General features: G+C 59.1%; 26 protein-coding genes and 1 tRNA gene. 11 read left to right on the top strand and 16 right to left on the bottom strand.

Annotated features, from left to right (window positions below):
- The first annotated feature begins 233 nt into the window (after window positions 1-233).
- From sctW to sctU, 11 genes are read left to right on the top strand one after another with little or no spacing between them, the layout of a single operon-like run.
- Window positions 234-1,298, top strand: coding sequence for a type III secretion system gatekeeper subunit SctW (sctW, locus tag ACQRBV_RS05575; protein WP_411985221.1), 1,065 nt, complete (start codon window positions 234-236; stop codon window positions 1,296-1,298).
- Window positions 1,295-3,388, top strand: coding sequence for a type III secretion system export apparatus subunit SctV (gene sctV, locus ACQRBV_RS05570; RefSeq protein WP_411985222.1), 2,094 nt, complete (start codon window positions 1,295-1,297; stop codon window positions 3,386-3,388). The genes sctW and sctV overlap by 4 nt, the downstream gene beginning before the upstream one ends.
- Before the next feature lie 34 nt (window positions 3,389-3,422).
- Window positions 3,423-4,322, top strand: coding sequence for an FHA domain-containing protein (locus ACQRBV_RS05565; RefSeq protein WP_411985223.1), 900 nt, complete (start codon window positions 3,423-3,425; stop codon window positions 4,320-4,322).
- Window positions 4,319-5,677 carry a FliI/YscN family ATPase gene (locus tag ACQRBV_RS05560; RefSeq protein WP_104995445.1) on the top strand — a complete coding sequence of 453 codons (1,359 nt, stop codon included), beginning with the start codon at window positions 4,319-4,321 and terminating at the stop codon, window positions 5,675-5,677. The genes ACQRBV_RS05565 and ACQRBV_RS05560 overlap by 4 nt, the downstream gene beginning before the upstream one ends.
- Window positions 5,664-6,092, top strand: coding sequence for a type III secretion system stalk subunit SctO (gene sctO, locus ACQRBV_RS05555; protein ID WP_104995446.1), 429 nt, complete (start codon window positions 5,664-5,666; stop codon window positions 6,090-6,092). Before ACQRBV_RS05560 ends, sctO begins: the two co-directional genes overlap by 14 nt.
- Window positions 6,089-6,550 carry a type III secretion system HrpP C-terminal domain-containing protein gene (locus ACQRBV_RS05550; RefSeq protein WP_060754797.1) on the top strand — a complete coding sequence of 154 codons (462 nt, stop codon included), beginning with the start codon at window positions 6,089-6,091 and terminating at the stop codon, window positions 6,548-6,550. The genes sctO and ACQRBV_RS05550 overlap by 4 nt, the downstream gene beginning before the upstream one ends.
- Window positions 6,547-7,560: a FliM/FliN family flagellar motor switch protein gene (locus ACQRBV_RS05545; RefSeq protein WP_060754798.1), complete on the top strand. Its 1,014-nt coding sequence runs from the start codon at window positions 6,547-6,549 to the stop codon at window positions 7,558-7,560. Before ACQRBV_RS05550 ends, ACQRBV_RS05545 begins: the two co-directional genes overlap by 4 nt.
- Complete coding sequence (sctR, locus tag ACQRBV_RS05540; protein ID WP_090366944.1) at window positions 7,557-8,210, top strand: type III secretion system export apparatus subunit SctR; 654 nt, start codon at window positions 7,557-7,559, stop codon at window positions 8,208-8,210. The genes ACQRBV_RS05545 and sctR overlap by 4 nt, the downstream gene beginning before the upstream one ends.
- Before the next feature lie 7 nt (window positions 8,211-8,217).
- Window positions 8,218-8,481, top strand: a complete 264-nt coding sequence (gene sctS / locus ACQRBV_RS05535; RefSeq protein ID WP_060754800.1) for a type III secretion system export apparatus subunit SctS — start codon at window positions 8,218-8,220, stop codon at window positions 8,479-8,481.
- A 10-nt stretch (window positions 8,482-8,491) separates the two neighbouring features.
- Window positions 8,492-9,280 carry a type III secretion system export apparatus subunit SctT gene (sctT, locus tag ACQRBV_RS05530; protein WP_411985224.1) on the top strand — a complete coding sequence of 263 codons (789 nt, stop codon included), beginning with the start codon at window positions 8,492-8,494 and terminating at the stop codon, window positions 9,278-9,280.
- A complete protein-coding gene (gene sctU, locus ACQRBV_RS05525) occupies window positions 9,277-10,374 on the top strand; it encodes a type III secretion system export apparatus subunit SctU (protein WP_411985225.1) in 1,098 nt (365 codons plus the stop codon). The genes sctT and sctU overlap by 4 nt, the downstream gene beginning before the upstream one ends.
- Window position 10,375: 1 nt before the next feature.
- On the opposite strand, the gene ACQRBV_RS05520 is transcribed toward sctU, so the two are convergent.
- From ACQRBV_RS05520 to ispE, 16 genes are all read right to left on the bottom strand, one after another.
- The gene (locus ACQRBV_RS05520; RefSeq protein WP_104995450.1) at window positions 10,376-10,747 is read right to left on the bottom strand and encodes a transcriptional regulator; all 372 of its coding nucleotides are present in this window, start codon (window positions 10,745-10,747) and stop codon (window positions 10,376-10,378) included.
- Entirely contained in the window at window positions 10,744-10,947 is a 204-nt protein-coding gene (gene hrpT / locus ACQRBV_RS05515) for an HrpT family type III secretion system protein (RefSeq protein WP_060754804.1), read from the bottom strand. The genes ACQRBV_RS05520 and hrpT overlap by 4 nt, the downstream gene beginning before the upstream one ends.
- Window positions 10,944-13,076, bottom strand: coding sequence for a type III secretion system outer membrane ring subunit SctC (sctC, locus tag ACQRBV_RS05510; RefSeq protein ID WP_411985226.1), 2,133 nt, complete (start codon window positions 13,074-13,076; stop codon window positions 10,944-10,946). The genes hrpT and sctC overlap by 4 nt, the downstream gene beginning before the upstream one ends.
- Before the next feature lie 14 nt (window positions 13,077-13,090).
- Entirely contained in the window at window positions 13,091-13,498 is a 408-nt protein-coding gene (locus ACQRBV_RS05505; RefSeq protein WP_411985227.1) for a type III secretion protein, read from the bottom strand.
- Complete coding sequence (locus ACQRBV_RS05500) at window positions 13,485-13,721, bottom strand: hypothetical protein (protein ID WP_060754807.1); 237 nt, start codon at window positions 13,719-13,721, stop codon at window positions 13,485-13,487. The genes ACQRBV_RS05505 and ACQRBV_RS05500 overlap by 14 nt, the downstream gene beginning before the upstream one ends.
- Before the next feature lie 104 nt (window positions 13,722-13,825).
- Window positions 13,826-14,386 carry a type III secretion system stator protein SctL gene (gene sctL, locus ACQRBV_RS05495; protein ID WP_235594030.1) on the bottom strand — a complete coding sequence of 187 codons (561 nt, stop codon included), beginning with the start codon at window positions 14,384-14,386 and terminating at the stop codon, window positions 13,826-13,828.
- Between the two features lie 7 nt (window positions 14,387-14,393).
- Window positions 14,394-14,975 (bottom strand): type III secretion protein, encoded by a 582-nt coding sequence (locus ACQRBV_RS05490; protein WP_235594031.1) that lies wholly within the window; start codon window positions 14,973-14,975, stop codon window positions 14,394-14,396.
- Complete coding sequence (gene sctJ / locus ACQRBV_RS05485) at window positions 14,968-15,741, bottom strand: type III secretion system inner membrane ring lipoprotein SctJ (RefSeq protein ID WP_411985228.1); 774 nt, start codon at window positions 15,739-15,741, stop codon at window positions 14,968-14,970. Before sctJ ends, ACQRBV_RS05490 begins: the two co-directional genes overlap by 8 nt.
- A gap of 7 nt (window positions 15,742-15,748) precedes the next feature.
- Window positions 15,749-16,111, bottom strand: a complete 363-nt coding sequence (locus ACQRBV_RS05480) for a hypothetical protein (RefSeq protein ID WP_126870743.1) — start codon at window positions 16,109-16,111, stop codon at window positions 15,749-15,751.
- A 433-nt stretch (window positions 16,112-16,544) separates the two neighbouring features.
- Window positions 16,545-17,459, bottom strand: coding sequence for a sigma 54-interacting transcriptional regulator (locus ACQRBV_RS05475; protein WP_411985229.1), 915 nt, complete (start codon window positions 17,457-17,459; stop codon window positions 16,545-16,547).
- Window positions 17,460-17,785: 326 nt separating this feature from the next.
- Window positions 17,786-18,886, bottom strand: coding sequence for a redox-regulated ATPase YchF (gene ychF, locus ACQRBV_RS05470; protein ID WP_060754813.1), 1,101 nt, complete (start codon window positions 18,884-18,886; stop codon window positions 17,786-17,788).
- Window positions 18,887-18,908: 22 nt separating this feature from the next.
- On the bottom strand, window positions 18,909-19,493 hold the full coding sequence (gene pth / locus ACQRBV_RS05465) for an aminoacyl-tRNA hydrolase (RefSeq protein WP_003171596.1): 585 nt from the start codon (window positions 19,491-19,493) through the stop codon (window positions 18,909-18,911).
- 167 nt (window positions 19,494-19,660) lie between these two features.
- On the bottom strand, window positions 19,661-20,257 hold the full coding sequence (locus ACQRBV_RS05460; RefSeq protein ID WP_060754814.1) for a 50S ribosomal protein L25/general stress protein Ctc: 597 nt from the start codon (window positions 20,255-20,257) through the stop codon (window positions 19,661-19,663).
- Between the two features lie 137 nt (window positions 20,258-20,394).
- On the bottom strand, window positions 20,395-21,336 hold the full coding sequence (locus tag ACQRBV_RS05455; RefSeq protein WP_003171603.1) for a ribose-phosphate pyrophosphokinase: 942 nt from the start codon (window positions 21,334-21,336) through the stop codon (window positions 20,395-20,397).
- Between the two features lie 46 nt (window positions 21,337-21,382).
- Window positions 21,383-21,457 (bottom strand) — tRNA-Gln (locus tag ACQRBV_RS05450).
- A gap of 37 nt (window positions 21,458-21,494) precedes the next feature.
- A complete protein-coding gene (gene ispE / locus ACQRBV_RS05445; protein ID WP_218580446.1) occupies window positions 21,495-22,298 on the bottom strand; it encodes a 4-(cytidine 5'-diphospho)-2-C-methyl-D-erythritol kinase in 804 nt (267 codons plus the stop codon).
- Window positions 22,299-22,327 lie beyond the last annotated feature (29 nt).

The following is a 22,327-nucleotide window of genomic DNA, read 5'->3' as shown; positions in this document are numbered from 1 at the left end:
AGTGGTTTCGACGTGACCCCTTTTGCACTGGCTGTGCCAAAGGAAAAAAAGTTTTAATTCATTGATTTATAAGTAGATATTTATTTTTTGTGCTGAGTTTTGTGCAGTCGTTTGCAAAAAGCGGGGATGCTGTTGTGCGGGTATTTTCAAAAACGCCGCAGGGGTAGTTTCGATGGAACCGTACGGCGCGCGCCTGCCACATAGGGACACAAACTCCCTGTCCTGGCCCGCCCATGAAAGTCGAACCGTTCAACGATGTGCAACCGATCCTGAACCCGGATCAACCCCGCATCGGCGTTACCCAAACGCAGGCCGGTGCCACGGCTATCGACGACATTGCCCAGATATTCAACGAAGAAATGGCGCTCAATGGCGTGGCTCTGGGCCGCCGTTCGATTGGGCGGCAGGTCACACCGATTGAGCACATCACCCAGCTCTATGAACAACTGGGCCATCCTGCCCAGGCGTCATTGGCAACCGTTGCTCGCCAGGTCCGCATGCAACTGTTGCTACAGCCTGGTATCGACACATTGCTCGAGCTGACTGGCCGCGATCCTGCGCGCACCTTCGTGGTACTTCAGCGGGTGGCGGCCGAGGCGCAAGCTGAAGCGCGCAAAGTCGAGGCGGCCCTGGCGCGAGATGCACTCGCAAAGTTGGAAATCCGCTTCAAGCGGGAAATCCAGGCCGGGCTGAATATCGCACTGACGCTGCAGCAGGCCAGTGGTGACCCAGAGGAACGCCAAGCGGTGCGTGCGTTGTATTACGCCAGTGTGGTCATGCGCCAATCCCTGGCGTTCATGATGCAATCGCTGCTCGGGGTGTACGGTGGCGAGCAGTTTGGCGCCGGGCTCAACCTGATGCGTCGTGCTTTGGCCGACGATATCGCCGCCCACACGCCTTCGGTACCCACGGCACAACTGCGTACGTTGCTGCTGGGTTTGCAGAGCTGCAGCCAGCTGGGCGGGGCGTTATCCAATTGCCAGGCGTTGATCCAGCGCCTGGATGCGGAACTGGATGCGGTAGGCCTGCTGCAACGGCTTCTGGGTTATGCCGGCACCGGTATCGAATCGGCGGAAGTCCAGCGGCTAGCTTGCGATTTTGGCGGCGCGCTACCGGCTGCCCAACTGGTGTCTCTCAACGGCTTGTACCCGGTGATGCAACGTTTGCCCCTGGCTCTGTGGCGTGACAGCCGTGGGCGTGAAGAGGCCCTGCATAACATCTTGCTGGTGATGGACGAATTCACCCGTGCCGAGCGCGGTCATCTGCACTTCGACGGTGAGTCGAGGAGCCTCCCGTGACGGTGCTGGCCGCCATCAACGCTGTGCTGCTCAAAGTGGCGCAGCGTGCTGAAGTGTTAGGCGCGGTGGTGGTCATGGCCATCGTGTTCATCTTTATTGTGCCGTTGCCCACCTGGTTGGTGGATATCCTGATCGCACTCAATATCTGCATTTCCTGTCTGCTGATCGTGCTCGCGCTGTACCTGCCCGGGCCGTTGGCGTTCTCGTCGTTCCCGTCGATTTTGCTGCTGACCACAATGTTTCGCCTGGCATTGTCGATCGCCACTACGCGTTTGATCCTGCTGGAGCAGGACGCGGGTGACATTGTCGAAGCCTTCGGCAATTTTGTGGTGGGCGGTAACCTCGCGGTGGGCCTGGTGATTTTCATGATCCTGACCCTGGTCAACTTCCTGGTGATTACCAAGGGCTCCGAACGGGTCGCCGAAGTCGCCGCGCGCTTCAGCCTAGATGCCATGCCGGGCAAGCAGATGTCGATCGACAGCGATTTGCGCGCCGGGCTGATCGACGGTGGGCAAGCTCGCGACAAGCGCGAGCAGTTGTCCCGCGAAAGCCAGCTGTTCGGGGCCATGGACGGGGCCATGAAGTTCGTCAAAGGCGACGCCATTGCCGGCTTGATCATCGTGCTCATCAACCTGCTGGGTGGCTTCTCCACCGGGATGTTCCAGCATGGGATGAGTGCGGGAGATTCGATGGCGTTGTATTCGGTGCTGACCATTGGCGATGGCCTGATCGCACAGATTCCGGCGCTGCTGATCTCCCTGACCGCCGGCATGATCATTACCCGTGTGGCACCGGATGGGCGCAAGGGCGCCAATAACATGGGCGCCGAAATTGCCCGGCAGATGACCAGTGAGCCCAAGAGCTGGATGATCGCCTCGGTAGGCATGCTCGCCTTCGCCGCGCTGCCGGGCATGCCCACGGTGGTGTTTATTCTGATCTCGCTGATGACCGGCAGCCTGGGCTACTACCTGGCGCGCCAGCGCCAGCGCGAGGCTGCCCCGCCGCCGCAGGCTGAAAAAGTGGTGCGGCCCGAGGAAAACGGCGACGAAGACTTGCGCGGTTTTGATCCGTCACGCCCCTATCTGTTGCAGTTCCACCCGACGTTGTACGCAACGCCGCAGGTCATCGATATCGTTCATAAGATTCGCCAGGCCCGGAACGGGCTGGTCACAAGCATCGGCCTGACGCTGCCGCCGTTTGAAGCCGAATTCGATGACTTGCTGGCGCCTGACGAGATGCGCTTCTGCGTGCACGAAGTGCCGGTGATGGCGGCGACCCTGAGTGATCGCATCGCCGTTGAATACGCATCGCTGACGCCACCCTTGGAGCGAGGCGAGAGAGGGTGGCGTCAGCGCGATGAGCAGGACTGGTTATGGCTTGCTCCCGATGACCCTTTATTGGACGACCCCCAGGTCGAGCGTTTCACTGCCCCGAGCCTGATCATCGAGCGCATGACGCGAGCGATGATGCTTAGCGGGCCGCGGTTTCTCGGTATCCAGGAGAGCAAGGCGATTCTCAGTTGGCTGGAACACAACCAGCCGGAACTGGTGCAGGAACTGCAACGCATCATGCCGCTTTCGCGGTTTTCGTCAGTGCTGCAGCGCCTGGCCAGCGAAGGCGTGCCGTTGCGTGCGGTGCGCTTGATTGTCGAGTCGTTGATCGAGTACGGCCAGCATGAGCGCGAACCGGATGCCTTGGCCGATTACGCGCGCATTGCCCTCAAGTCGCAGATCTACCACCAATACAGCGAGCCCGATGGCCTGCATGCCTGGCTGCTGTCGCCCCAGACTGAAAACATCCTGCGCGAAGCGTTGCGCCAGACCCAGAGCGGCGTGTTCTTTGCCCTCGACAACGAGAGCAGTGCAGCCCTGATCAACCTGCTCAACCAGGCATTTTCGGCGCGGCCCAAAAGCAAGAGCGTGATGCTGGTGGCACAGGATCTGCGCAGTCCCTTGCGCACCTTGTTGCTGGACGAATTCAGCCATGTACCGGTGCTGTCCTTTGCCGAGCTGGGAAGTACTTCCAAGGTCAGGGTGCTGGGGCGTTTTGACCTGGGCCAGGACGAGTTGATGCGCGGAGCAGTGGCATGACACCGCCGTTAATGCTGACACCACAGGTGCGATGATGTTCGAGCTGCGGGTACTCGATGGACTGCAAAAAGGCGCCGCTTTGCCGTTGTTTGGTGAGCAGTGGAGCCTTGGCGCCCACGCGGATGCCGACCTGTTGTTGAGGGACCCGGGTATCACCGAGCACCACGCGCGTTTGCAACTGGTCGACGGACATTGGACGGTGCAGGCCGAAGCGGGGCTGTTGCAAGACAGCGACGGGCAAGTGCTGGCGCAGATCGGCGACCTGGCACTCGATACGCCTTTTGTGATCGGTGCCGTACGTTTGTGTGTGGTGCCGGCTGATCAGCCTTGGCCGCAGGCGCCGCCTGACCGGCCAACACCGCTGGCGCCGCCGCCTGAACCCGCCCAGCGGCTGGTGCTGTCGTTGATCTCCCTGTCGCAACAGAAACGTTTGATCAGCCTGGTGTTGCTGTGTGCCGTGGTCATCGTCGCGATCGGTATCGTCTCGACGCCAGGGCGCGGGGCACAAGCGTCGCTGATGCCCGCCGTGGAGCAAAAGCAGGAGCTGATCTCACCCTTCGAGGTGCGGCAGCAGTTGTTGAAGATGCTCAGCGAACGTGAGTTGGCCCAGCGGGTCAGCTTGCAGGTGATCAATGCCCAGATTGTCCTCAACGGTGATGTTTCCCAGGAAGAAGTCGAGCTGGTCGCCCGCATGCTCAGTCGTTTCGCCGAGCAGTTCGACACCGCCGTGCCGGTGATCAGCCGCGTGCAGGTACGCGATAACACACTCCCTTTCAAGATCCTCCAAATCGTCGGCGGCGTCAGCGGCCACGTGGTGCTGGAGCATGGCGTCCGGTTGTTCGTGGGCGACGAACTGGATGGCCTGCGGTTGGTGTTGATCGACAACAACAAAGTGATTTTTGACGGTACGCAACGGTATGAGGTGCGCTGGTGAACAACTCGATACAGGCGCGCCTGGAAGCGTGGCGGCTGAACCAGTCACACGCGTTGACCCGCTTTGCGCCCGTTTCGATGCGCGGTCGCATACAGCGCGTGAACGGCATGCTGTTGCAATGCCGGTTGCCTGACGCACGTATTGGTGACTTGTGCCAGGTGGAGAAAAAACCGGGTGATTGCATGCTGGCCGAAATCATCGGGTTCGATCAGCAGGACGCGGTGCTCAGCGCCCTGGGTAACCTGGAAGGTGTACGCGTAGGCGCCAGTGTTGAGCGCCTGGGCGTGCCACACCGAGTGCAAGTCAGCGAGGCGCTGCTGGGGCAGGTGCTGGATGGCTTTGGTCGGCCTATTGCGGGGGACGGCCCCAGTGCGTTTGTCGTGACCGACACGCTCGATGCCAGCACCGTATTGTGCGAGGCGCCGCTGCCGACCGAGCGACCGAGGATCAATCGGGCGCTTGCCACCGGGGTGCGTTCGATCGATGGCCTGTTGACCTTGGGCGAGGGCCAGCGCGTGGGCCTGTTTGCAGGGGCCGGTTGTGGCAAGACCACCTTGTTGGCCGAGATTGCCCGCAACGTGGACTGCGATGTGATTGTGTTCGGCCTGATTGGTGAGCGAGGCCGCGAGCTGCGTGAGTTTCTCGACCATGAGCTGGATGACGCATTACGCGCCAAGGCGGTATTGGTCTGTGCCACCTCCGACCGTTCCAGCATGGAGCGCGCCCGCGCCGCTTTCACCGCAACGGCGCTGGCCGAAGGGTTTCGGCACAAAGGCCAGCGGGTGTTGTTGCTGATCGATTCCCTGACCCGGTTCGCCAGAGCCCAGCGCGAGATCGGCCTGGCGGCCGGCGAACCCCTGGGGCGCGGGGGCTTGCCGCCGTCGGTGTATAGCTTGCTGCCGCGGTTGGTGGAGCGGGCCGGGCTGACGCGAGACGGTGTGATTACCGCCATCTACACGGTGCTGATCGAACAGGACTCCATGAGCGATCCGGTGGCCGATGAGGTTCGCTCCCTGCTCGATGGTCACATCGTGCTGTCGCGCAAGCTGGCCGAGCGTGGCCATTATCCGGCGGTGGATGTACTGGCCAGCTTATCGAGGATTTTGAGCAATGTGGCCGAGCCCGCACATATCCGGGCCGGCACCGCGCTGCGCCGCTTGTTGTCGGCGTATCAGCAGATCGAGCTGATGCTCAAGCTGGGTGAGTATCAGCCCGGCAGTGATGCCTTGACCGATATGGCCGTGGACAGCCGTCAGTCCGTCGATGGCTTTCTGCGCCAGGACTTGCGAGAGCCATCACCTATCACGACGACCCTGGAGCAACTGACGGAGCTGACAGCGTATGTCCCCTTCTGAGTCACTGAGCGTTGAAGTCGAGACACTGCGGCGCTTGCGTCGCCATCGCGCGGATCGTGTCGAGCGAGCGTTGAGTGCCGCCCAGCGAGCCCAGCGAACCCTGCTCGAACAGATCGCGCAGGCGCAGCAGGCGCTTGAACACACACGCCTTGAAGAGGCGCGGCAATGCGCACAACTGCTGAGTCAGCATCAGGGGCAGGTCATGACTTTCAAGGCGTTGAAAGATTGGAGCGCCCAAGAGCGCAACCTGTCGGCCGGCACCCAGCGTGAAGAAGACCAGCTACACGCCTTGCATGAGCAAAAGGCGCAGCAGGCCGAGCACATCAGCAGCGTGCAGAAGCAGGTCAGCCAATGTTTGCGTGAGGTCGAAAAGCTTCAGGAACTGGCCAGTTTATTGATTCAGGAGGAGGCGTGACTCAGGTGCCGGCAGACAAGGTCGAGCGTCCGCGCCTGCGGGAGCTTCGTGAGGCGCGTGAGGCCGGGGCCGGCGTGGCTATCCCTGAAGAACAAGGGCAGTTGTTCCGCCGGCTATTCGCTGATGAAGGTGAGCCCACGGGCTATGGCAGCCACGCTGCAGCGGGACGAAGCGCAGCCGCAGAGATCGCCATGATCGAGACATTGACCGAACAGTTGGCCCCTCGGTTACACATCGCTTCGCAGTGGCCGCTGGAAGCGATGCTGTACGTGCCTCGGCTGGGGCGGATTCAGACCCGTATCCGCCGAGAGCAGGGCGCCTGGAGCGTTGAGTTGGAGGCCGAGCAGGACACGACGACGCGTTGGCTCAGTGGTGTGCGACAGCGCTGTGAGGATCGGATTGCCCAGGCCGTTGGCCAGCCGGTCAGCCTGCATCTGGCGCATCTGGAGCGCACGTGATGATGCCGCCTCTGGCCTTGCGCCCGGTGCAGGGTGACGTGGTCGCTGCGCTGCGTCGGTTGGGGGGCGGGTTGCGCCTGCCCTTTGAGGTCGACGGCCAGCGCGGGGAGTTGCGGCTTGAGCCCGCGCGCGCACCGGAAGGCGTAACGCCGTTGTGTTTTGAAACGGCCTGCGGGGTGCTGGCGTTCGGTGAGCCTTCGCCGCAGCTCAGCCTGTTGGGCGAGTGCCCGGTGACACTGGCCCAGGCCGGCAATGATCCGGACTCCTGGTTCTGGGCCCTGTTTGAACAACATCTGAGCCCACAGGTTCGCGCGTTGTTCGGCTACCTGCGTTTATCCCCCGCGGTGCCGGTGTTGGACTTCGGTTGTCGGCTGTGGGTGTGCCTTGGCGCATCCAGGGTCGCGGGTTTTCTGTGGATGTCTACGCATAGCTTCCTGGCACTGTGCGAGGCCGGGCCTTGGCAGCCGACAGCCGCGCCGATGCCGGACCGATTCCAACTGACGCTCGCGGTCACGCTGGGGCATTTGCGTTTGTCGATCGCGCAGCTGTGCAGCGTCCGCGAAGGCGACGTCGTGGTGCTCGAACACACCTATTTTCAAGTGCAGGGCACCGGTTACTTGCCCGTCGGCAAGCATCGCCTGCACGGGTGCATTGACGATGCAAGCGGGTCGCTGTGCCTGACCGTGACTTCAATAGAGGAAACAACTGTGGATGAAGATTTGGTTGCTCATCACGCTCCGCAAGGCGGGGACGACCGACCGGTGACGGATGTGTTCGGTCATGAGCCATTTGATGAGTTGAGCATGGCGCTCAATGTGCGCTGCGGCACGCTGAACCTGAGCCTCGGCGAATTGCGCAACCTCGCCCCCGGCGCCGTGTTGGGGATTACCGGATACGCCCCCGGCATGGCCGGGCTTTACTATGGCGACCGGCCCATCGGCCAGGGCCAGTTGGTTGAGGTGGATGGGCGGCTCGGCTTGCAGTTGTCCCGTGTGGTGTTCTCCCGATGACCTTTCAAGGCGTGGACCCGCTCGTTCTCGCGCTGTTTCTGGGTTCATTGTCGCTGATGCCGATGTTGTTGATCGTGTGCACGGCGTTCTTGAAGATCGTCATCGTGCTGATGATTACCCGCAACGCCATCGGCGTGCAGCAGGTACCCCCGAGCATGGCGATCAATGGCATCGCCCTGGCGGCGACGCTGTTTATCATGGCGCCTGTCGGCTATGAGGTGGCGCAGACGCTCAAGGCGTCACCGCTGGACTTGAGCAGCGTGCAGACGATGCAAGAGACTGGCCTGGTGGCCATCCAGCCGTTGCGCACGTTCATGCAGCGCAATACCGATCCGGATGTCCTGACCCACCTGAAGGAAAACAGTGCGCGCATGTGGCCGCCGGAAATGGCGCAGCAGGTTCAGCGCGAAGACTTGATCCTGTTGATGCCGGCCTTTGTTCTCTCGCAGTTGCAGGCGGGTTTCGAGATCGGCTTCCTGATCTACATCCCGTTCATCGTCATCGATTTGATCGTCTCCAATCTGCTCCTGGCATTGGGCATGCAAATGGTCTCGCCCATGACCATCTCACTGCCGCTCAAGTTGCTCCTGTTCGTTCTGGTGTCCGGATGGTCGCGTCTGCTCGACAGCCTGTTCCTTTCTTATCTGTGAGTGGTCTATGGAACCGATCGTGCTGTTCAAGCAAGGCATGCTGCTGGTGGTGGTCCTGTCGGCGCCCCCGTTGATCGTGGCGGTGGTGGTCGGTGTGCTGACATCGCTGGTGCAGGCGTTGATGCAAATACAGGATCAGACCCTGCCCTTTGGAATCAAGTTGGTCGCGGTGGGCGTCACCCTGATATTGACCGGGCGTTGGATTGGGGTGGAGTTGATCCAACTGATCAACCTGACGTTCGACATGATCGCCCGTTCGGCACTGAACTGAGGTTACCGGCTTGCTGCTTCTCGTTGATTACCTGCCCAGCCTGCTGGTCGCCATGGCGCGCATCTATCCCTGTGCTTTTCTGGTGCCTGCATTCTGCTTCCAGCACCTTAGGGGGATGCCTCGACACATCATCGTCATGGTCCTCGCGCTGATTCCGGCACCCGGCATCTACAGCGTGCTCAACGGGCAGGACTACTCGGCCTTGATGATCGCTGGGTTGGTGTTCAAGGAGCTGGTGCTGGGGTTCCTGCTCGGGATCTTGCTGGCCATGCCGTTCTGGATGTTCGAGTCAGTGGGCGCCTTGCTGGACAACCAGCGCGGCGCCCTGGCCGGTGGTCAGCTCAACCCTTCATTGGGGCCGGATGCTACGCCCGTGGGCCACCTGTTCAAGCAGTTGGCGATCTACCTGTTGATCGCGACCCTCGGGCTTGGCGTATTGACCCAGGTGATCTGGGACAGCTACCTGGTGTGGCCGCCGACGGCGTGGCTGCCGGCGGTGGCGGTGAATGGCTTCAGCGTATTCCTCGGGCTGCTTGGCGATACGCTCATGCACATGATGCTATACGCCGCACCATTCATTGGCGTGTTGCTGTTGCTGGAATTCGGCGTCGCCTTGCTCGGGCTGTATAGTCCGCAACTGCAAGTGTCGACCCTGGCGCCGCCGCTCAAAAGCCTGGCCGGGTTGATGATCCTGATTTTGTACTTTCCCCTGTTGCAGGATTTGATCGTCGGTCGCATGAGCCTGCTGGGTGATCTCAAACACGCCCTGGGCCTATTGCTTCAGGGCTCGACGCCATGAGTGACTCCGGTGAGAAAAAGCACGCGGCGACGCCGAAGAAGTTGCGTGACCAACGTCAAAAAGGCCAGGTCGCGCAGAGCCAGGATGTCGGTAAATTGCTGGTGTTGACCGCCTTGAGCGAGATCGCCTTGTTCACGGCCGAGCCCAGCATGCAGCGCTTCCAGCAGATGATGGTGCTGCCCATGTCGCGAATGGGCCAACCCTTCGCACGCGCTTTGGAAGAGGTGTTGCTGGAAAGCCTGATCGTGTTTTTTGCGTTTGCCCTGATGATGGCCGGCGTGGCGATCAGCGTGAAGTTGATCAGCAGCTGGATGCAGTTCGGGTTGCTGTTTGCGCCACAGAGCCTGCAGCTCAACTTCAGTCGCCTGAACCCTCTGAGTCATCTCAAGCAGATGTTCTCGGCCCAGCAGGTCATGAACCTGTTGATGAGCCTGGCCAAGGCCCTGCTATTGGGCGTGATCCTGTATGCCGTGATCGGTCCGTCCTTGGGAACCCTGATCAAGCTGGCCGGTAGCGACCTGCAAACCTATGTCCAGGCGCTGATTGTAGTGTTCCGCCATCTACTGCATGCCTGTCTGGGCTTGCTGTTGGTCTTGGCGTTGATTGACCTGGCGTTGCAGAAGCATTTTTTTGCCAAGCGCATGCGCATGACCCAAGTGGAGGTACTCAAGGAATACAAGGATATGGAAGGCGACCCGCACGTGAAGGGGCAGCGTCGCTCCCTGGCTTATCAACTGGCCCAGGAAGAACCCAAGGTCAAGCTGCCCAAGCTGGAGGAATCCGACATGCTGGTGGTCAACCCGACGCACTTTGCCGTCGCCTTGTATTACCGCCCAGGCAAGACGCCGCTGCCGTTACTGGTGGACAAGGGCACGGATGCGCAGGCACGCGCGTTGATCGACCGGGCGAAAGCCGCCGATGTCCCGGTGGTCCAATGCGTCTGGCTGGCCCGTACGCTGTACGAGAAAAAGCTGGGGATGGGGATTCCTCGCGAAACCTTGCAGGCGGTCGCCTTGATCTACCGGACCTTGCGTGAGCTTGACGCTGAAGCCAAGCGCGAAACCCTGGAATTGCCGGGACTGGAGCGGCGTTGATTCAGCGAGCGGCGCGCCGGTCCAGCGTCTCGAGATTGGCCAGCGAGAGCAGGCGGCTGATGGTTGCGTCGAGCGCCTGGCGCTGTGTCGGCAGTGCATGCCAGATCACCAGGTTGCCCCCGGCGTCCAGGTAGACAAAGCAGCCACTGAAGGCCACTGCTTGTTCAAACCGGCGCTCAAGTGCCCGCTGCAATTGTCGGGGTTGCAAGACGTCGCGGTTCACCTGCAGGGCCAATCCCGGACCGGCAGCCGTATCCATGGCGTAGATGGCAATGCCGGGGCCGACTGGCAGGTGGGCGCCAGGGCCGCCCACCCATGCGTCGCGGAATGCCTTGCGACGCTGCTGGTTATCGGCAAGTGCGTGGGGCGTCATCGTTCCAGCGATATCGTCTGGTAATCCGAACGCTCGCCTGACGGGCCCGACTCGGCCCGCATCTGCGGTGGCCACCAGACCACCAGCGTGTGCTTGCCTGACTGCGGACGTGAGCACGAGTCGCCTTGGCAGGTCGGCGTGCAGCCGGCGACGAGCAGTGCCGCACCGATGAGTGTGGAGCACAACAGTAAAGGCTTCATTGCGGTTGGTTCCGGGTTGGGGTGAGCAGGGAAGGGCGGGAGACGCCGATGTGTTCGTCTTTCACCACTGGACGCATGGCAATAAAGACCTCGGCTTCTTCACCCGGCTTGAGCCAGGCTCGCGGCCAGACGCTGACGGCCAGGGTGTGTGAGTTACTGCACTCCTTTTCATCAATACGTACGTTGCGCTTGAACTGGTTGCGCAGCACGACGACGGCCACGTTGAAGTCCGGGCCGGTGTACCACTGGCTGCGGTCGGTATTGAGCGCCAGCAGATCGCGTGTGGCGCATAGGGTATTGAGCCCCAAGGGCAAGGGGGCCGTCTTGAAAGGCTTGGGTACCTGGCCGCTCACCAGATGCGCCAGGGTGCTGGTGATATCGCTGCGCTTGATCACCGGTTGGTGAGGGGCATCGCGCCTGGCCAAGGGTTTGAGGGCGGCTTGCAACTCGGCCTGATCGTCTTTTGGCAGGTAGCGCGAAGGGTCGGCCTGATCGCCGATGACCCGGGGGGTCAGGATGAACAGCCTTTCGCGGCGATTGTTCTGGCGTTCAGTGGAGGAAAACAAGGCCTTGCCCAGCAGGGGAATATCCCCCAGCAATGGGACTTTGTTGTGCTTGTCGGTGCTTTCGCTGACGTGGAAGCCACCGATCACCAGTGAGCGTTTCTCCGCCATCACCGCCTGGGTACTGACTTTGCCACGGCTCACATCCGGTGTTGTGCTCAGGGGGTTGGACTCATTGAAGTTACCGTCTTCGATGTCCACCAGCAGGTGGATCTGATGCTTGCCCCGGGACGTGATGACCCTGGGCACGACCTGGAAGCTGGTGCCGACCGTGACGGGCAAAATGGTTGCGTTCTCGGTGCCGCCGACCAGGTATTGAGTGCGGTTGAAATCGATCACCGCGGGGTGGTTTTCCAGGGTCAGGACCGACGGATTCGAGACCAGGGTCGCCAGGCCGCGGCTTTCCAGGGCCCGTATGTCTGCGTAAAACCGGTCGCGATTTTCAAATGAAAGTTGTGATGACGTACCGGGGCTCGTGTTCACGCCGCCTCGGAAGCGGCTGTTCTGAAACCCCCAGTTAACCCCGAATTCACGCAGTTGAGTGCGCTCGATATCCAGGATGATTGCGTCGATTTCCACCAGCTTGCGCGCTACGTCGAGTTGGGCAATCAGGTCGCGATACATGGCCTGGCGTTCGGGCAGGTCATAGATCAGTACCGCGTTGTTGCGCACGTCCGCCTCGACGCGGATTTTGCCGCTGCCGACGGGCGCACGCGGCGTGACCATGGGGCCAGTGCCTGGGGGCTCCGAAGCTGGAGTGGTGCCCAGCATCTGCCCCAGCAACGGGTTGCTCAAGCGAGCGCCGCTCGCCGCGAGCGGTGCGGGAGCAGAGGGGGGCGTGGCACGCGGTGACAAGGCTGAGGCTGCACGCGGTTCCAGTAGCCCACGCAGCATATTGGCGACGCCGGGGATCATGTATTTCTCGCCACGATAATCAATCTGCCGGTCTGCGGCGTTGGCGAACTTCAGGGGGAACGTCAGCACGCTCTGTTTTTCATCGGGCGACCGGCGCTGGCTGGCGAACTGTTTGATCTGTTCGATGTAGCGTCTGGGGCCGGAAACCAATATCACACCGTCTTCGGGTAGCTCGCCCCACCCGAAGCGGCTTTCCAGCAAGCCGATATCAGTCAATGCCTGCTTCAAGTCCGCGATGGTTTCCGATGAGACCTCGAGGCGTGCGGATTCCTGTTGGTCCAGGGTGCTGATGTACAAAGTGTTGTTGTACAAGTACCACTGGAAACGATGCTCAACGCCCAACCTGTCGAGCAGCGACTGGGGGGTATTGGCGCGGATCTTTCCATTGACGACACCCTCCAGCAGGCCCTCGATCTGCAACTGCGTGCCGAAGGTCTGAGCGAAGTCTTCAAGTACCTCGCGCAAAGGCTTGTGTTCGGCTTCATAGGCATACGCGGTGTTTTTCCATTCGCTGGGAATGGCGGCCTGCGCGCTGTGCCAAGGGATCAGCAACCATGGCAGAACGAGCAGGCCGCGCCAGCCGGAGCGTTTTGCAGATAACCGGGGCGAGGAGCCATGCAAGCCATCAGGCTTGTCGGAGGTATTGTTCATAAGGCGTTCTCTGATTAAGGCGAAAGCGGATGTCGCGAGGTGGTGCGCGGCGCACGGGCAGGGCGTGCAAGGCGGGCCATGACTGCCCGCCAGGTGTCACGCTGATTGAGCAGCGCCTCGAGGCTTTTCTGCACCTGCGTCGGGTTTGGCGCGTCGTGCAGGCACTCGAGCAACCACAGCGCGCCATGGGCCGGGTCTTGGGCGAGCGCCCCTGGAAAATGATTCAAGCTGGCGGCGCCCGGACGCATCCAGTTCTCCAACTGGGCATTGGTGGGCACGTGCTGAGTGAGTTCAACGCCCAGTACCAGCGCGCCGCTGTCACGTCGCAGGACGATACGGCTATCGCCTTCAGTCAAGGTGATCTGCGGATCGGAACCGCTCAACCAGCGCGCCAGGTCATCCTCACCTTCAAGGGATTCCATCAAAGACGATCTTCCCTTTATCGGCCATGTGATTGGTCATCGCGAAGGTTGAGGTCACCAGTTGGTTGGCATCCATTTTTAGCTCGAGGGCTTCACCCAATAACGCCTCGAATGTTTCGTTATCGAGCGCCTCTTCCGTAGCTTTCTTCATCTGTTCGATGCGGCGGTTGACGGCATCCAGTTCCCTGTATTGCCGTTGCTGCTGGCGGTAATCAAAACTCATGGGCGGCTCTCCGGTGGCTTTGCCGTTATAAGTGGCTAAAGCCTGGTAACGGTTCCACGCCAAGAGTTTTGAAAGGCAATGTAATCAGCGCTGCCGGAAATTCCTTACCTGCCGCGGGACACGGGCTCAAGCAATAGCAGGCTATCAACAGTAGAGCGCCACTCGATGTGGAAGCGGCCCTCTTCGGTTTCCAGTATGAGTGTCTCGGCCGCCAGGGAGTCATCAAGGCGCAGGCACCAGGGGGCCTCAGTGTGAAGCTGCAGCCATTGCTCGACCTGCACATGGTCTTGCGGGTGGCAGACCAGGTTGGCGGCGATTGCCGGGACTTGCGTGTTCAGCAGTTTTTTAAGCAGTGCGCTGAGGCGCTCGGCGGGTGGTGTCAGCTCCAGCAAGCTGATCAGCGCTTGATTGGTGACGGAGGTGGCAATCTGCTCGAGGCGCTCGCAAATGGCCTGCCGCTCCATTTCCCAGCGTTCGAGCTGGCGATTGGCACGCTGCCAGAACTCGACCTGGGCCTGTTCAAGCAATTGCTCGCTGTGTGCCTGAGCCTGGCGCAGCAGCGCGTCGGCTTGGGCCTGGGCGTTTTCGAGTAACTGCTCGGCCTGTCGGCTGTCGGCAAGGACAGCTCGGGGAATCAAGGCATGCGGCAGGCTTGCGGTGGGCATCGACAGTTCAATCTTGCGTCGGCATAACATGGTGCGGGGGCACTCCGGAGGGGGCAGCGTGAAAGTCGTCTTCCGCCGCAGCGGTGGCACGCCAGATGACTGCCTGCCAGACAGTGTCCAGTTTGCTTCCCACTTGCGGCAGGTATTGGCTTTCGAGTTCCAGTACCCGACGTCGCGCAAAACTGAGGCGCAAGCGCTGCCACACGGTGTGATCGACCCAGGCGCGCAGATGATGCAGAGGGTCTTCGCCAGGTTGTCGGGACGAGGTGGGCAGGGCCATGGACAGACGGGCGCACCACTGGCGCTGGTCATGATCCAAAGCGGTATCGCGCTGTGGGTGGTAAATGCCGTCGACCAGGGTCAGCATCAACGCTTGTTGTTCCGGCGGTGCCAGTACCATCCGCAATAGCGCTGCAGAGGGCTGGATCGGCAGGCAGGGCGTGATGCCCAATGCGCGACTGATCAACTCATGTCGGCCACGGCATAACGCCAGGCTGGTGGGTGAGTTGAGATCGAAGGCGACCCATGGATGCTGCGAACGGCTCCAGGGGCAGGCCCACCAATGCACCCAGTCACGGATATCAGGCATGTGGTGGCGAGCTCGAAGGTGATGCGGTTCGCGTCTTGCGAAGCCATAGAGCAGCGGCAACGAGTGACACTATCAAGAGGATCAGCAAGACCGTCACACAGATCTGCCAAAAGGCCAGGTCAGCCTCGGGTACTAGAAACGCACCGAAGTAGACCAGGCGTTCGCGCTCGATGTAGGCCGCGGCCGGCACAAACGTAACGGTGAGTTTTTGCGGGTTGTCCGCCGTGGTACTCATGCCGGGGATGCTGCTGGCAACCATCCTGCGCACGCGTGGCCGGATGTTGTCCGGCTCCAGCCGTGGATCGTGCTTGATAAAGACCGAGGCTGATGCCGGTTGTACGGGTTCGCCCGGCGCTACCCGTTCGGGCAGCACAACATGGACGCGAGCAACGATGACCCCATCTATGTTGGATAGCGTCGCCTCCAGTTCCTGGGACAAGGCATAGATATAGCGCGCACGCTCTTCCAGCGGGGTGGAAATAACCCCTTCCTTACGGAAAATTTCACCGAGTGTGGTGCGCGCGGTTTTTGGCAGCCCTGCCGCCTCCAGCGTTCGAACCGCACGGGCGATATCGCTTGTGCGGACCCGTACCACGACACCGTCTTTCTCCAGCGCTTTCTGGGCACGAATGTGCTTGTCCGCCAGTTCGGCGATCACATCGTTGGCTTCCTGCTCGGACAGTTGGCGGTGAAGGTCAATGCGTTCGCCACAACCGCTCAGCATGAACATCAGCGCAACGAATAAATAAATGAAACGCGTGCGCATAAGCGGCCTACTGCAAGTTGGTGGTTTTTTCTACCATCGAAACGCAGTGCTTAATGATTTTCACCGACACGGTCAGGACCTCTTTGCTTTCAGCCAGCGCCTGCGGGACTTCAACTGATTTTATCGAGTTCTTGTCTTTCACCAGGTCGCTCAAGCCCTTGGAGACATCGTTGGCGCGCGCCCTCAGATAGTTGGATTGCTCGGCCAGAAAGTGCGTGCCGATGGTGGGGGGCGGTGTTTTGACGCTGTCATTGGTTGCCAGGGCTGACGCAAAAAAGTGGCTGTCGATGGTGCTGTCAGGGCCCGTCGTGGCTTCGGCGATTGGAAGCGGTGTGGAAGGCGGTGAGGCCCACTCGTTTTTTAAAAGCATGTAATCTCCACCCATTTCACGAGGTTGAAAACGAAAAGAGTTGCCTCCCTTGCTAAGCAAACAAAGGAGGCAGTAGGGTCATGGCCTGGCTGAGCCTATTTGTTGCATTATTTTGGTCGAATTATCGATATGAATGGTATTGATAGCGTGCTTGACGTTATCCCCATTCTTTTTCTTTTGCAGCTCAGCTAGTACCTGTTCCGTTTGCTCGTTTGAGATGAGGCCGTTGCTAGGAATGAGTGAGGATATGTTGTTGGTATCCATATGCAGTACCTTTTACAGTTGGAAATGTCTATGTGGTTAGCGAAGTTTACTTGTGCGAGTGTTAAGGGCTAACGCTCACATCGTGGGTGGCTGAATATGTTTCAATAGTTCCGGGCTTGCGCTTTTTAGTCGTTGCCAGATATTTCGTAAATGTTGTCTGTTGACGGGGCTAATTGAATATATTCAAGTGCTTCAAACGGTAGTACAGCGTCCGCTTGGGGATTCCCAGTTCCATCGCCACACTTTCCACACAATCGGCATGACGTTTCAGGGAGGCCTCAATCAGTGATTTCTCGATTTGTTGCAGTTTTTCCTTGAACGGTTGCGCCCTATGTTCCACCAGCGGTTCGCACAGCGGCGGCAGGCCCAACACAAAGCGCTTTGCCGCTGAACGCAGCTCCCGGATGTTGCCGAGCCAGCCGTGACACAGCAATTGTTGGAACAACGTAGGGGAAGGCGTCGGTGCGGCGCATTTGAAGTGCTCGGCTTCCTGTTGAACCATGCTCAAGAACAACGGAATGATTTGCTCCTGGCGAGTACGCAGCGGTGCGAGGCGGATGCTGACAACATTGAGTCGGAAGAACAGATCGCGCCTGAAGGTACCTTGTTCAACCATGTCATGCAGCGATTGCTGGGCAGAGGCGATCACACGCATGTCTACCGGGATGAAACGGGTCGACCCCAGGCGTTCCACTCCGCGAGACTCCAGTGCACGCAATAGCTTGGCTTGCAGCGCGAGGGGCATGCTATCGATTTCATCCAGATACAACGTGCCTAAATGCGCGGCTTCAATAAACCCGGCACGTGACTGCACCGCGCCGGTATAAGCGCCGCTGTTCACACCGAACAATTGGCTTTCCGCCAGGCTTTCCGGAATCGCCGCGCAGTTCACGGCGACGAAGTTTCCTCGACGCCCGGATAAACGATGAACGCGTTGGGCCAGTGTGTCTTTGCCAGTCCCCGTTTCTCCTAATAACAGAATGTCAACATTGAGTGTTGCAGTGCTATTGATTGTATGCTCGATATCGGAACTTTCAGTGAGTGGATGGTCTGTTTCGTGTTCTTCTTGAAAGACGGCCGACATAGTGTGGATGCTCTACTCTCACGTTTAATTCACTGTGGGTGGCGCAAATGATAAAGGCCACTCAGTAGAGCTTAAATTGCGAAGAATGTCATGAGTTCTTCAATGGATAATCGCAGGAAGTAGAGTGGGAAAAGTTGGATTGAGTGAGCGGTTAAGTTGTGCAAGTGTTTTTTTTGTTTTTAACGCCGCACAGCAAGTAAGAATAATCTTAAAGTGGTGATGAGTGGAGGGAAGTAACAGCTTGTTTGTGGTTTTAAATCCAACGCCCACAAAAAAGCCGATGCATTGCATCGGCTTGATGTTGTAGCGAAGTCTTGCGGTAATGCTTACACGTTAAAACGGAAGTGCATCACGTCGCCATCCTTGACGATGTATTCCTTGCCTTCCAGGCGCCACTTACCGGCTTCCTTGGCACCGGCTTCACCCTTGTACTGGATAAAGTCGTTGTAGGCGATCACCTCGGCGCGGATGAAGCCTTTTTCAAAGTCGGTGTGGATTACACCCGCAGCCTGTGGCGCGGTGGCACCGACCTTGACGGTCCAGGCACGGACTTCTTCAACACCTGCCGTGAAGTAGGTCTGCAGGTTGAGCATTTCGTAACCGGCACGAATCACGCGGTTCAGACCCGGCTCTTCCAGGCCCAGGGCCTCAAGGAACATGTCTTTCTCTTCGCCGTCTTCAAGCTCGGCGATTTCCGCTTCGATCTTGTTGCACACAGGCACAACCACTGCGCCTTCTTCCTCGGCGATGGCCTTGACCACGTCGAGCAGCGGGTTGTTCTCGAAGCCATCTTCGGCGACGTTGGCGATGTACATCACAGGCTTGGTGGTCAGCAGGTGGAAGCCTTTGATCACGGCCTTCTCATCCGCGCCCATGTTCTTCATCAGGCTGCGTGCCGGCTTGCCTTCGGTGAAGTGAGCGATCAGTTGCTCCAGCAGGCCCTTCTGGACCACGGCGTCCTTGTCACCGCCTTTGGCGTTGCGTGCGACTTTCTGCAGTTGTTTCTCGCAGCTGTCTAGGTCAGCGAAGATCAGTTCCAGATCGATGATCTCGATGTCGCGTTTCGGGTCGACGCTGTTGGAGACGTGAATCACGTTCTCGTCTTCGAAGCAGCGGACCACATGGGCGATAGCATCGGTTTCACGGATGTTGGCCAGGAACTTGTTGCCCAGGCCCTCACCTTTCGAGGCACCGGCCACCAGGCCGGCGATGTCGACGAATTCCATGGTGGTCGGCAGGATGCGCTTCGGATTGACGATAGCCGCCAGTGCGTCCAGGCGAGGGTCCGGCATCGGCACGATGCCGCTGTTGGGCTCGATGGTGCAGAAGGGGAAGTTCTCCGCCGCAATACCGGACTTGGTCAGGGCGTTGAACAGGGTGGATTTGCCGACGTTGGGCAGGCCGACGATGCCGCAATTGAATCCCATGGTGTTTTCCCCTCGGTAAGAGTCAGGCCTTCTGGCTGTGCAGGTTTTTCATCGCACGGTTCCATTCACCGGCGAAGATATCCGGCAGCACGCCGAGGGCAAAGTCGATGCTGGCATCGAGTTTTTCCTGTTCGGCGCGTGGCGCACGACCCAGGACGAAATTTGAAACCATACTGGCGACGCCTGGGTGGCCAATGCCGAGCCGCAAGCGGTAGAAATTATTCTGATTACCCAACTGCGCAATGATGTCGCGCAGGCCGTTATGCCCACCATGCCCGCCGCCCAGCTTGAGCTTGGCGACACCGGGAGGCAGGTCCAGTTCGTCATGGGCCACCAGGATTTCTTCGGGTTTGATCCGAAAGAAGCCCGCAAGCGCCGCGACGGCCTGGCCGCTGCGGTTCATGTAGGTGGTGGGAATCAGCAGACGAACATCCTGACCTTGATGCGAGAAGCGTCCGGTCAGGCCAAAATATTTGCGATCGGCCGCAAGGTTCACACCTTGTGCGTGGGCGATACGCTCAACAAAAAGGGCCCCTGCGTTATGCCGGGTCTGTTCGTATTCGGCGCCTGGATTTCCCAGGCCAACGATCAGTTTAATGGCAGTCACGACAGGGGCCCTTCCTTTGGAGTTGTGGATAAGATCGCCAGACCTGAGTGCGGCGAAAGTGGACGACATTACATCATTTACTCAAGAGTAAACGCCGCGTTATCGCCCGCTTTCTCGCTACGTCTCGGTCCGCGATGTTTCCTCAAGCTCCGGCAATACAGAGTGAATTACTCTGCAGCGCCTTCTTCAGCTTCTGGAGCAACGCGTGGAGCGTGAACGTTGGCAACAGCTTTGTCATCACCGTGAGCCAGTGCAACGAACTCAACGCCTTTTGGCGCCTTGATGTCGGACAGGTGAACGATGGCGCCGATTTCCAGAGCCGACAGGTCGACTTCGATGAACTCAGGCAGGTCTTTCGGCAAGCAGGTCACTTCGATTTCGTTCAGAACGTGCGAGATCTCGCCGCCTTTCTTGACCGGAGCTTCTTCACCAACAAAGTGCACAGGCACGATCGCGGTCAGTTTCTGGCCGGCAACAACGCGAACGAAGTCAGCGTGCATGATGAATTGCTTGGACGGGTGACGCTGCATCGCTTTAACGATGACGTTCTGCTTGGCGCCATCGACGTTCAGCTCGATCACGTGGCTGTAGGCAGCTTCGTTTTCGAACAGCTTGGCGATTTCTTTGGCCAGGATGGTTACGGATTCAGCTGGCTTGTTGCCACCGTAAACAACAGCAGGGATGTTGGCGGCGTGACGCAGGCGGCGGCTCGCACCTTTCCCCAGGTCAGTACGCGCTTGGGCGTTCAGAGTAAAGTCAGTCATTTTGTATCTCCAAAATAGCCATCATCGAGGGGCGTTTGCGACCAGCGCCGCACTCGATATGGGCAAAAAAGCCCCGCCCCGACAGGATGCCGGGGCGGGGCGCTTTTCGTCAGTGAGGTGTTCCGAAGGTTTGACCCTTAACGGAACATCGCGCTGATCGATTCTTCATTGCTGATGCGGCGAACCGCCTCGGCAACGACCGGTGCGATATCCAGTTGGCGGATACGCGCACAGGCTTGAGCGGCGGCGGACAACGGGATGGTGTTGGTCACCACCAGTTCGTCCAGCACGGAATTCTCGATGTTCTCGATCGCTCGGCCCGACAGCACAGGGTGTGTGCAGTAGGCGAAGACTTTAGCCGCACCGTGCTCTTTCAAGGCTTTCGCCGCGTGGCACAGGGTGCCGGCGGTGTCGACCATGTCATCAACCAGAATACAGGTACGCCCTTCGACATCACCGATGATATGCATCACTTCAGAGTGATTGGCTTTTTCACGGCGTTTGTCGATGATCCCGAGGTCCACGCCCAGGGATTTGGCAACAGCCCGTGCACGCACGACGCCACCAATGTCCGGGGACACGATCATCAGGTTTTCAAAGCGCTGATCTTCGATGTCATCCACCAATACTGGGGAGCCGTAGATGTTATCTACCGGAATATCGAAGAACCCCTGGATTTGGTCAGCGTGCAGGTCAACCGTGAGAACACGGTCGATGCCTACCACGGTCAGCATGTCAGCAACGACTTTCGCGCTGATAGCCACACGTGCGGAACGCGGACGGCGATCCTGACGGGCATAACCAAAGTAAGGGATTACAGCTGTGATTCGAGTCGCTGAGGAGCGGCGGAAGGCATCAGCCATCACGACGAGTTCCATCAGGTTATCGTTGGTCGGAGCGCAAGTCGGCTGAATAATGAAGACGTCTTTACCGCGAACGTTTTCATTGATCTCGGCTGTAATTTCGCCGTCGGAAAACTTGCCGACAGAGATGTCGCCGAGAGGGATATGCAGCTGACGTACGACACGTCGAGCCAGATCGGGGTTAGCGTTCCCCGTAAAGACCATCATCTTGGACACGCGCAGTACCTAGAGGCTGAGGGTAACCTGGATGAGTATTAGAAAATGGCAGGGGCGGCTGGATTCGAACCAACGCATGGCAGGATCAAAACCTGCTGCCTTACCGCTTGGCGACGCCCCTGTATCTGTTGCAACGAGTGCCTAACACTCGGTTCCTTTTAGAGCAGACTTTGCAGCTTGCGATGCAACATCGAAACGTTGCTTCCCTTTGCTACAAACCCTGTAAGGGTCTCTGTAAGAAGGGCCGAGACTTTATCAGCTTCAGCTTTGTTTGGGAAGCCCCCAAACACACAACTTCCAGTTCCGGTTAATTTTGCTTCGGTAAAATTACCTAACAAATTCAAAGCGTTACGTACCTCTGGATAACGCCTTGCTACAACCGGTAAGCAGTCATTTCGACTGTTTCCCTTGGGAACGGGGCGCACTTTAATGGGAGAAGAGTTACGTGTCAACAACGGATCTGAAAAAATTTCTGCTGTACTTACAGATACTTGCGGAACAAGCACGACGTACCACGGCTCTTCGGGGTATTCCGGCGTGAGTTTCTCCCCCACGCCCTCAGCGAAAGCGGCCCGTCCGTGCACGAAAACCGGGACGTCGGCGCCTAGCGTCAGGCCCAGCGCGGCCAGGCGATCAAGGTCCCAGCCCAGTTGCCACAAGTGATTCAGACCCAGCAGTGTGGTCGCGGCGTTCGAGCTGCCACCACCGATTCCGCCGCCCATGGGCAGAATTTTATCGATCCATATGTCGATGCCCAGTGAGCAACCGGATTGTTCCTGAAGTTTTTTGGCCGCTTTCACAATCAGGTTGCTGTCGTGGGGCACACCTTCGAATTCGGTGTGCAAGCGGATCACACCATCGTCGCGCACGGCGAAGGTGAGTTCATCGCCGTAGTCGAGAAATTGAAACAGTGTCTGCAATTCGTGATAGCCGTCTTCACGGCGACCGAGAATGTGCAGCATCAGATTGAGTTTGGCAGGCGAGGGTAGGG

Origin of the sequence: Pseudomonas sp. R11F, from assembly GCF_050312575.1 — a bacterium.
Classification (GTDB): Bacteria; Pseudomonadota; Gammaproteobacteria; order Pseudomonadales; family Pseudomonadaceae; genus Aquipseudomonas; species Aquipseudomonas palleroniana.
This window is presented reverse-complemented; position numbering and strand designations above follow the sequence as displayed.

Coding starts and splice junctions, on each gene's coding strand:
- sctW (WP_411985221.1), top strand. CDS start 234: ATGAAAGTCGAACCGTTCAACGATGTGCAACCGATCCTGAACCCGGAT.
- ACQRBV_RS05565 (WP_411985223.1), top strand. CDS start 3,423: ATGTTCGAGCTGCGGGTACTCGATGGACTGCAAAAAGGCGCCGCTTTG.
- sctO (WP_104995446.1), top strand. CDS start 5,664: ATGTCCCCTTCTGAGTCACTGAGCGTTGAAGTCGAGACACTGCGGCGC.
- sctR (WP_090366944.1), top strand. CDS start 7,557: ATGACCTTTCAAGGCGTGGACCCGCTCGTTCTCGCGCTGTTTCTGGGT.
- sctS (WP_060754800.1), top strand. CDS start 8,218: ATGGAACCGATCGTGCTGTTCAAGCAAGGCATGCTGCTGGTGGTGGTC.
- sctU (WP_411985225.1), top strand. CDS start 9,277: ATGAGTGACTCCGGTGAGAAAAAGCACGCGGCGACGCCGAAGAAGTTG.
- ACQRBV_RS05520 (WP_104995450.1), bottom strand. CDS start 10,747: ATGACGCCCCACGCACTTGCCGATAACCAGCAGCGTCGCAAGGCATTC.
- hrpT (WP_060754804.1), bottom strand. CDS start 10,947: ATGAAGCCTTTACTGTTGTGCTCCACACTCATCGGTGCGGCACTGCTC.
- sctC (WP_411985226.1), bottom strand. CDS start 13,076: ATGAACAATACCTCCGACAAGCCTGATGGCTTGCATGGCTCCTCGCCC.
- ACQRBV_RS05505 (WP_411985227.1), bottom strand. CDS start 13,498: ATGGAATCCCTTGAAGGTGAGGATGACCTGGCGCGCTGGTTGAGCGGT.
- ACQRBV_RS05500 (WP_060754807.1), bottom strand. CDS start 13,721: ATGAGTTTTGATTACCGCCAGCAGCAACGGCAATACAGGGAACTGGAT.
- sctL (WP_235594030.1), bottom strand. CDS start 14,386: ATGCCCACCGCAAGCCTGCCGCATGCCTTGATTCCCCGAGCTGTCCTT.
- ACQRBV_RS05490 (WP_235594031.1), bottom strand. CDS start 14,975: ATGCCTGATATCCGTGACTGGGTGCATTGGTGGGCCTGCCCCTGGAGC.
- sctJ (WP_411985228.1), bottom strand. CDS start 15,741: ATGCGCACGCGTTTCATTTATTTATTCGTTGCGCTGATGTTCATGCTG.
- ACQRBV_RS05480 (WP_126870743.1), bottom strand. CDS start 16,111: ATGCTTTTAAAAAACGAGTGGGCCTCACCGCCTTCCACACCGCTTCCA.
- ACQRBV_RS05475 (WP_411985229.1), bottom strand. CDS start 17,459: ATGTCGGCCGTCTTTCAAGAAGAACACGAAACAGACCATCCACTCACT.
- ychF (WP_060754813.1), bottom strand. CDS start 18,886: ATGGGATTCAATTGCGGCATCGTCGGCCTGCCCAACGTCGGCAAATCC.
- ACQRBV_RS05460 (WP_060754814.1), bottom strand. CDS start 20,257: ATGACTGACTTTACTCTGAACGCCCAAGCGCGTACTGACCTGGGGAAA.
- ispE (WP_218580446.1), bottom strand. CDS start 22,298: ATGCTGCACATTCTCGGTCGCCGTGAAGACGGCTATCACGAATTGCAG.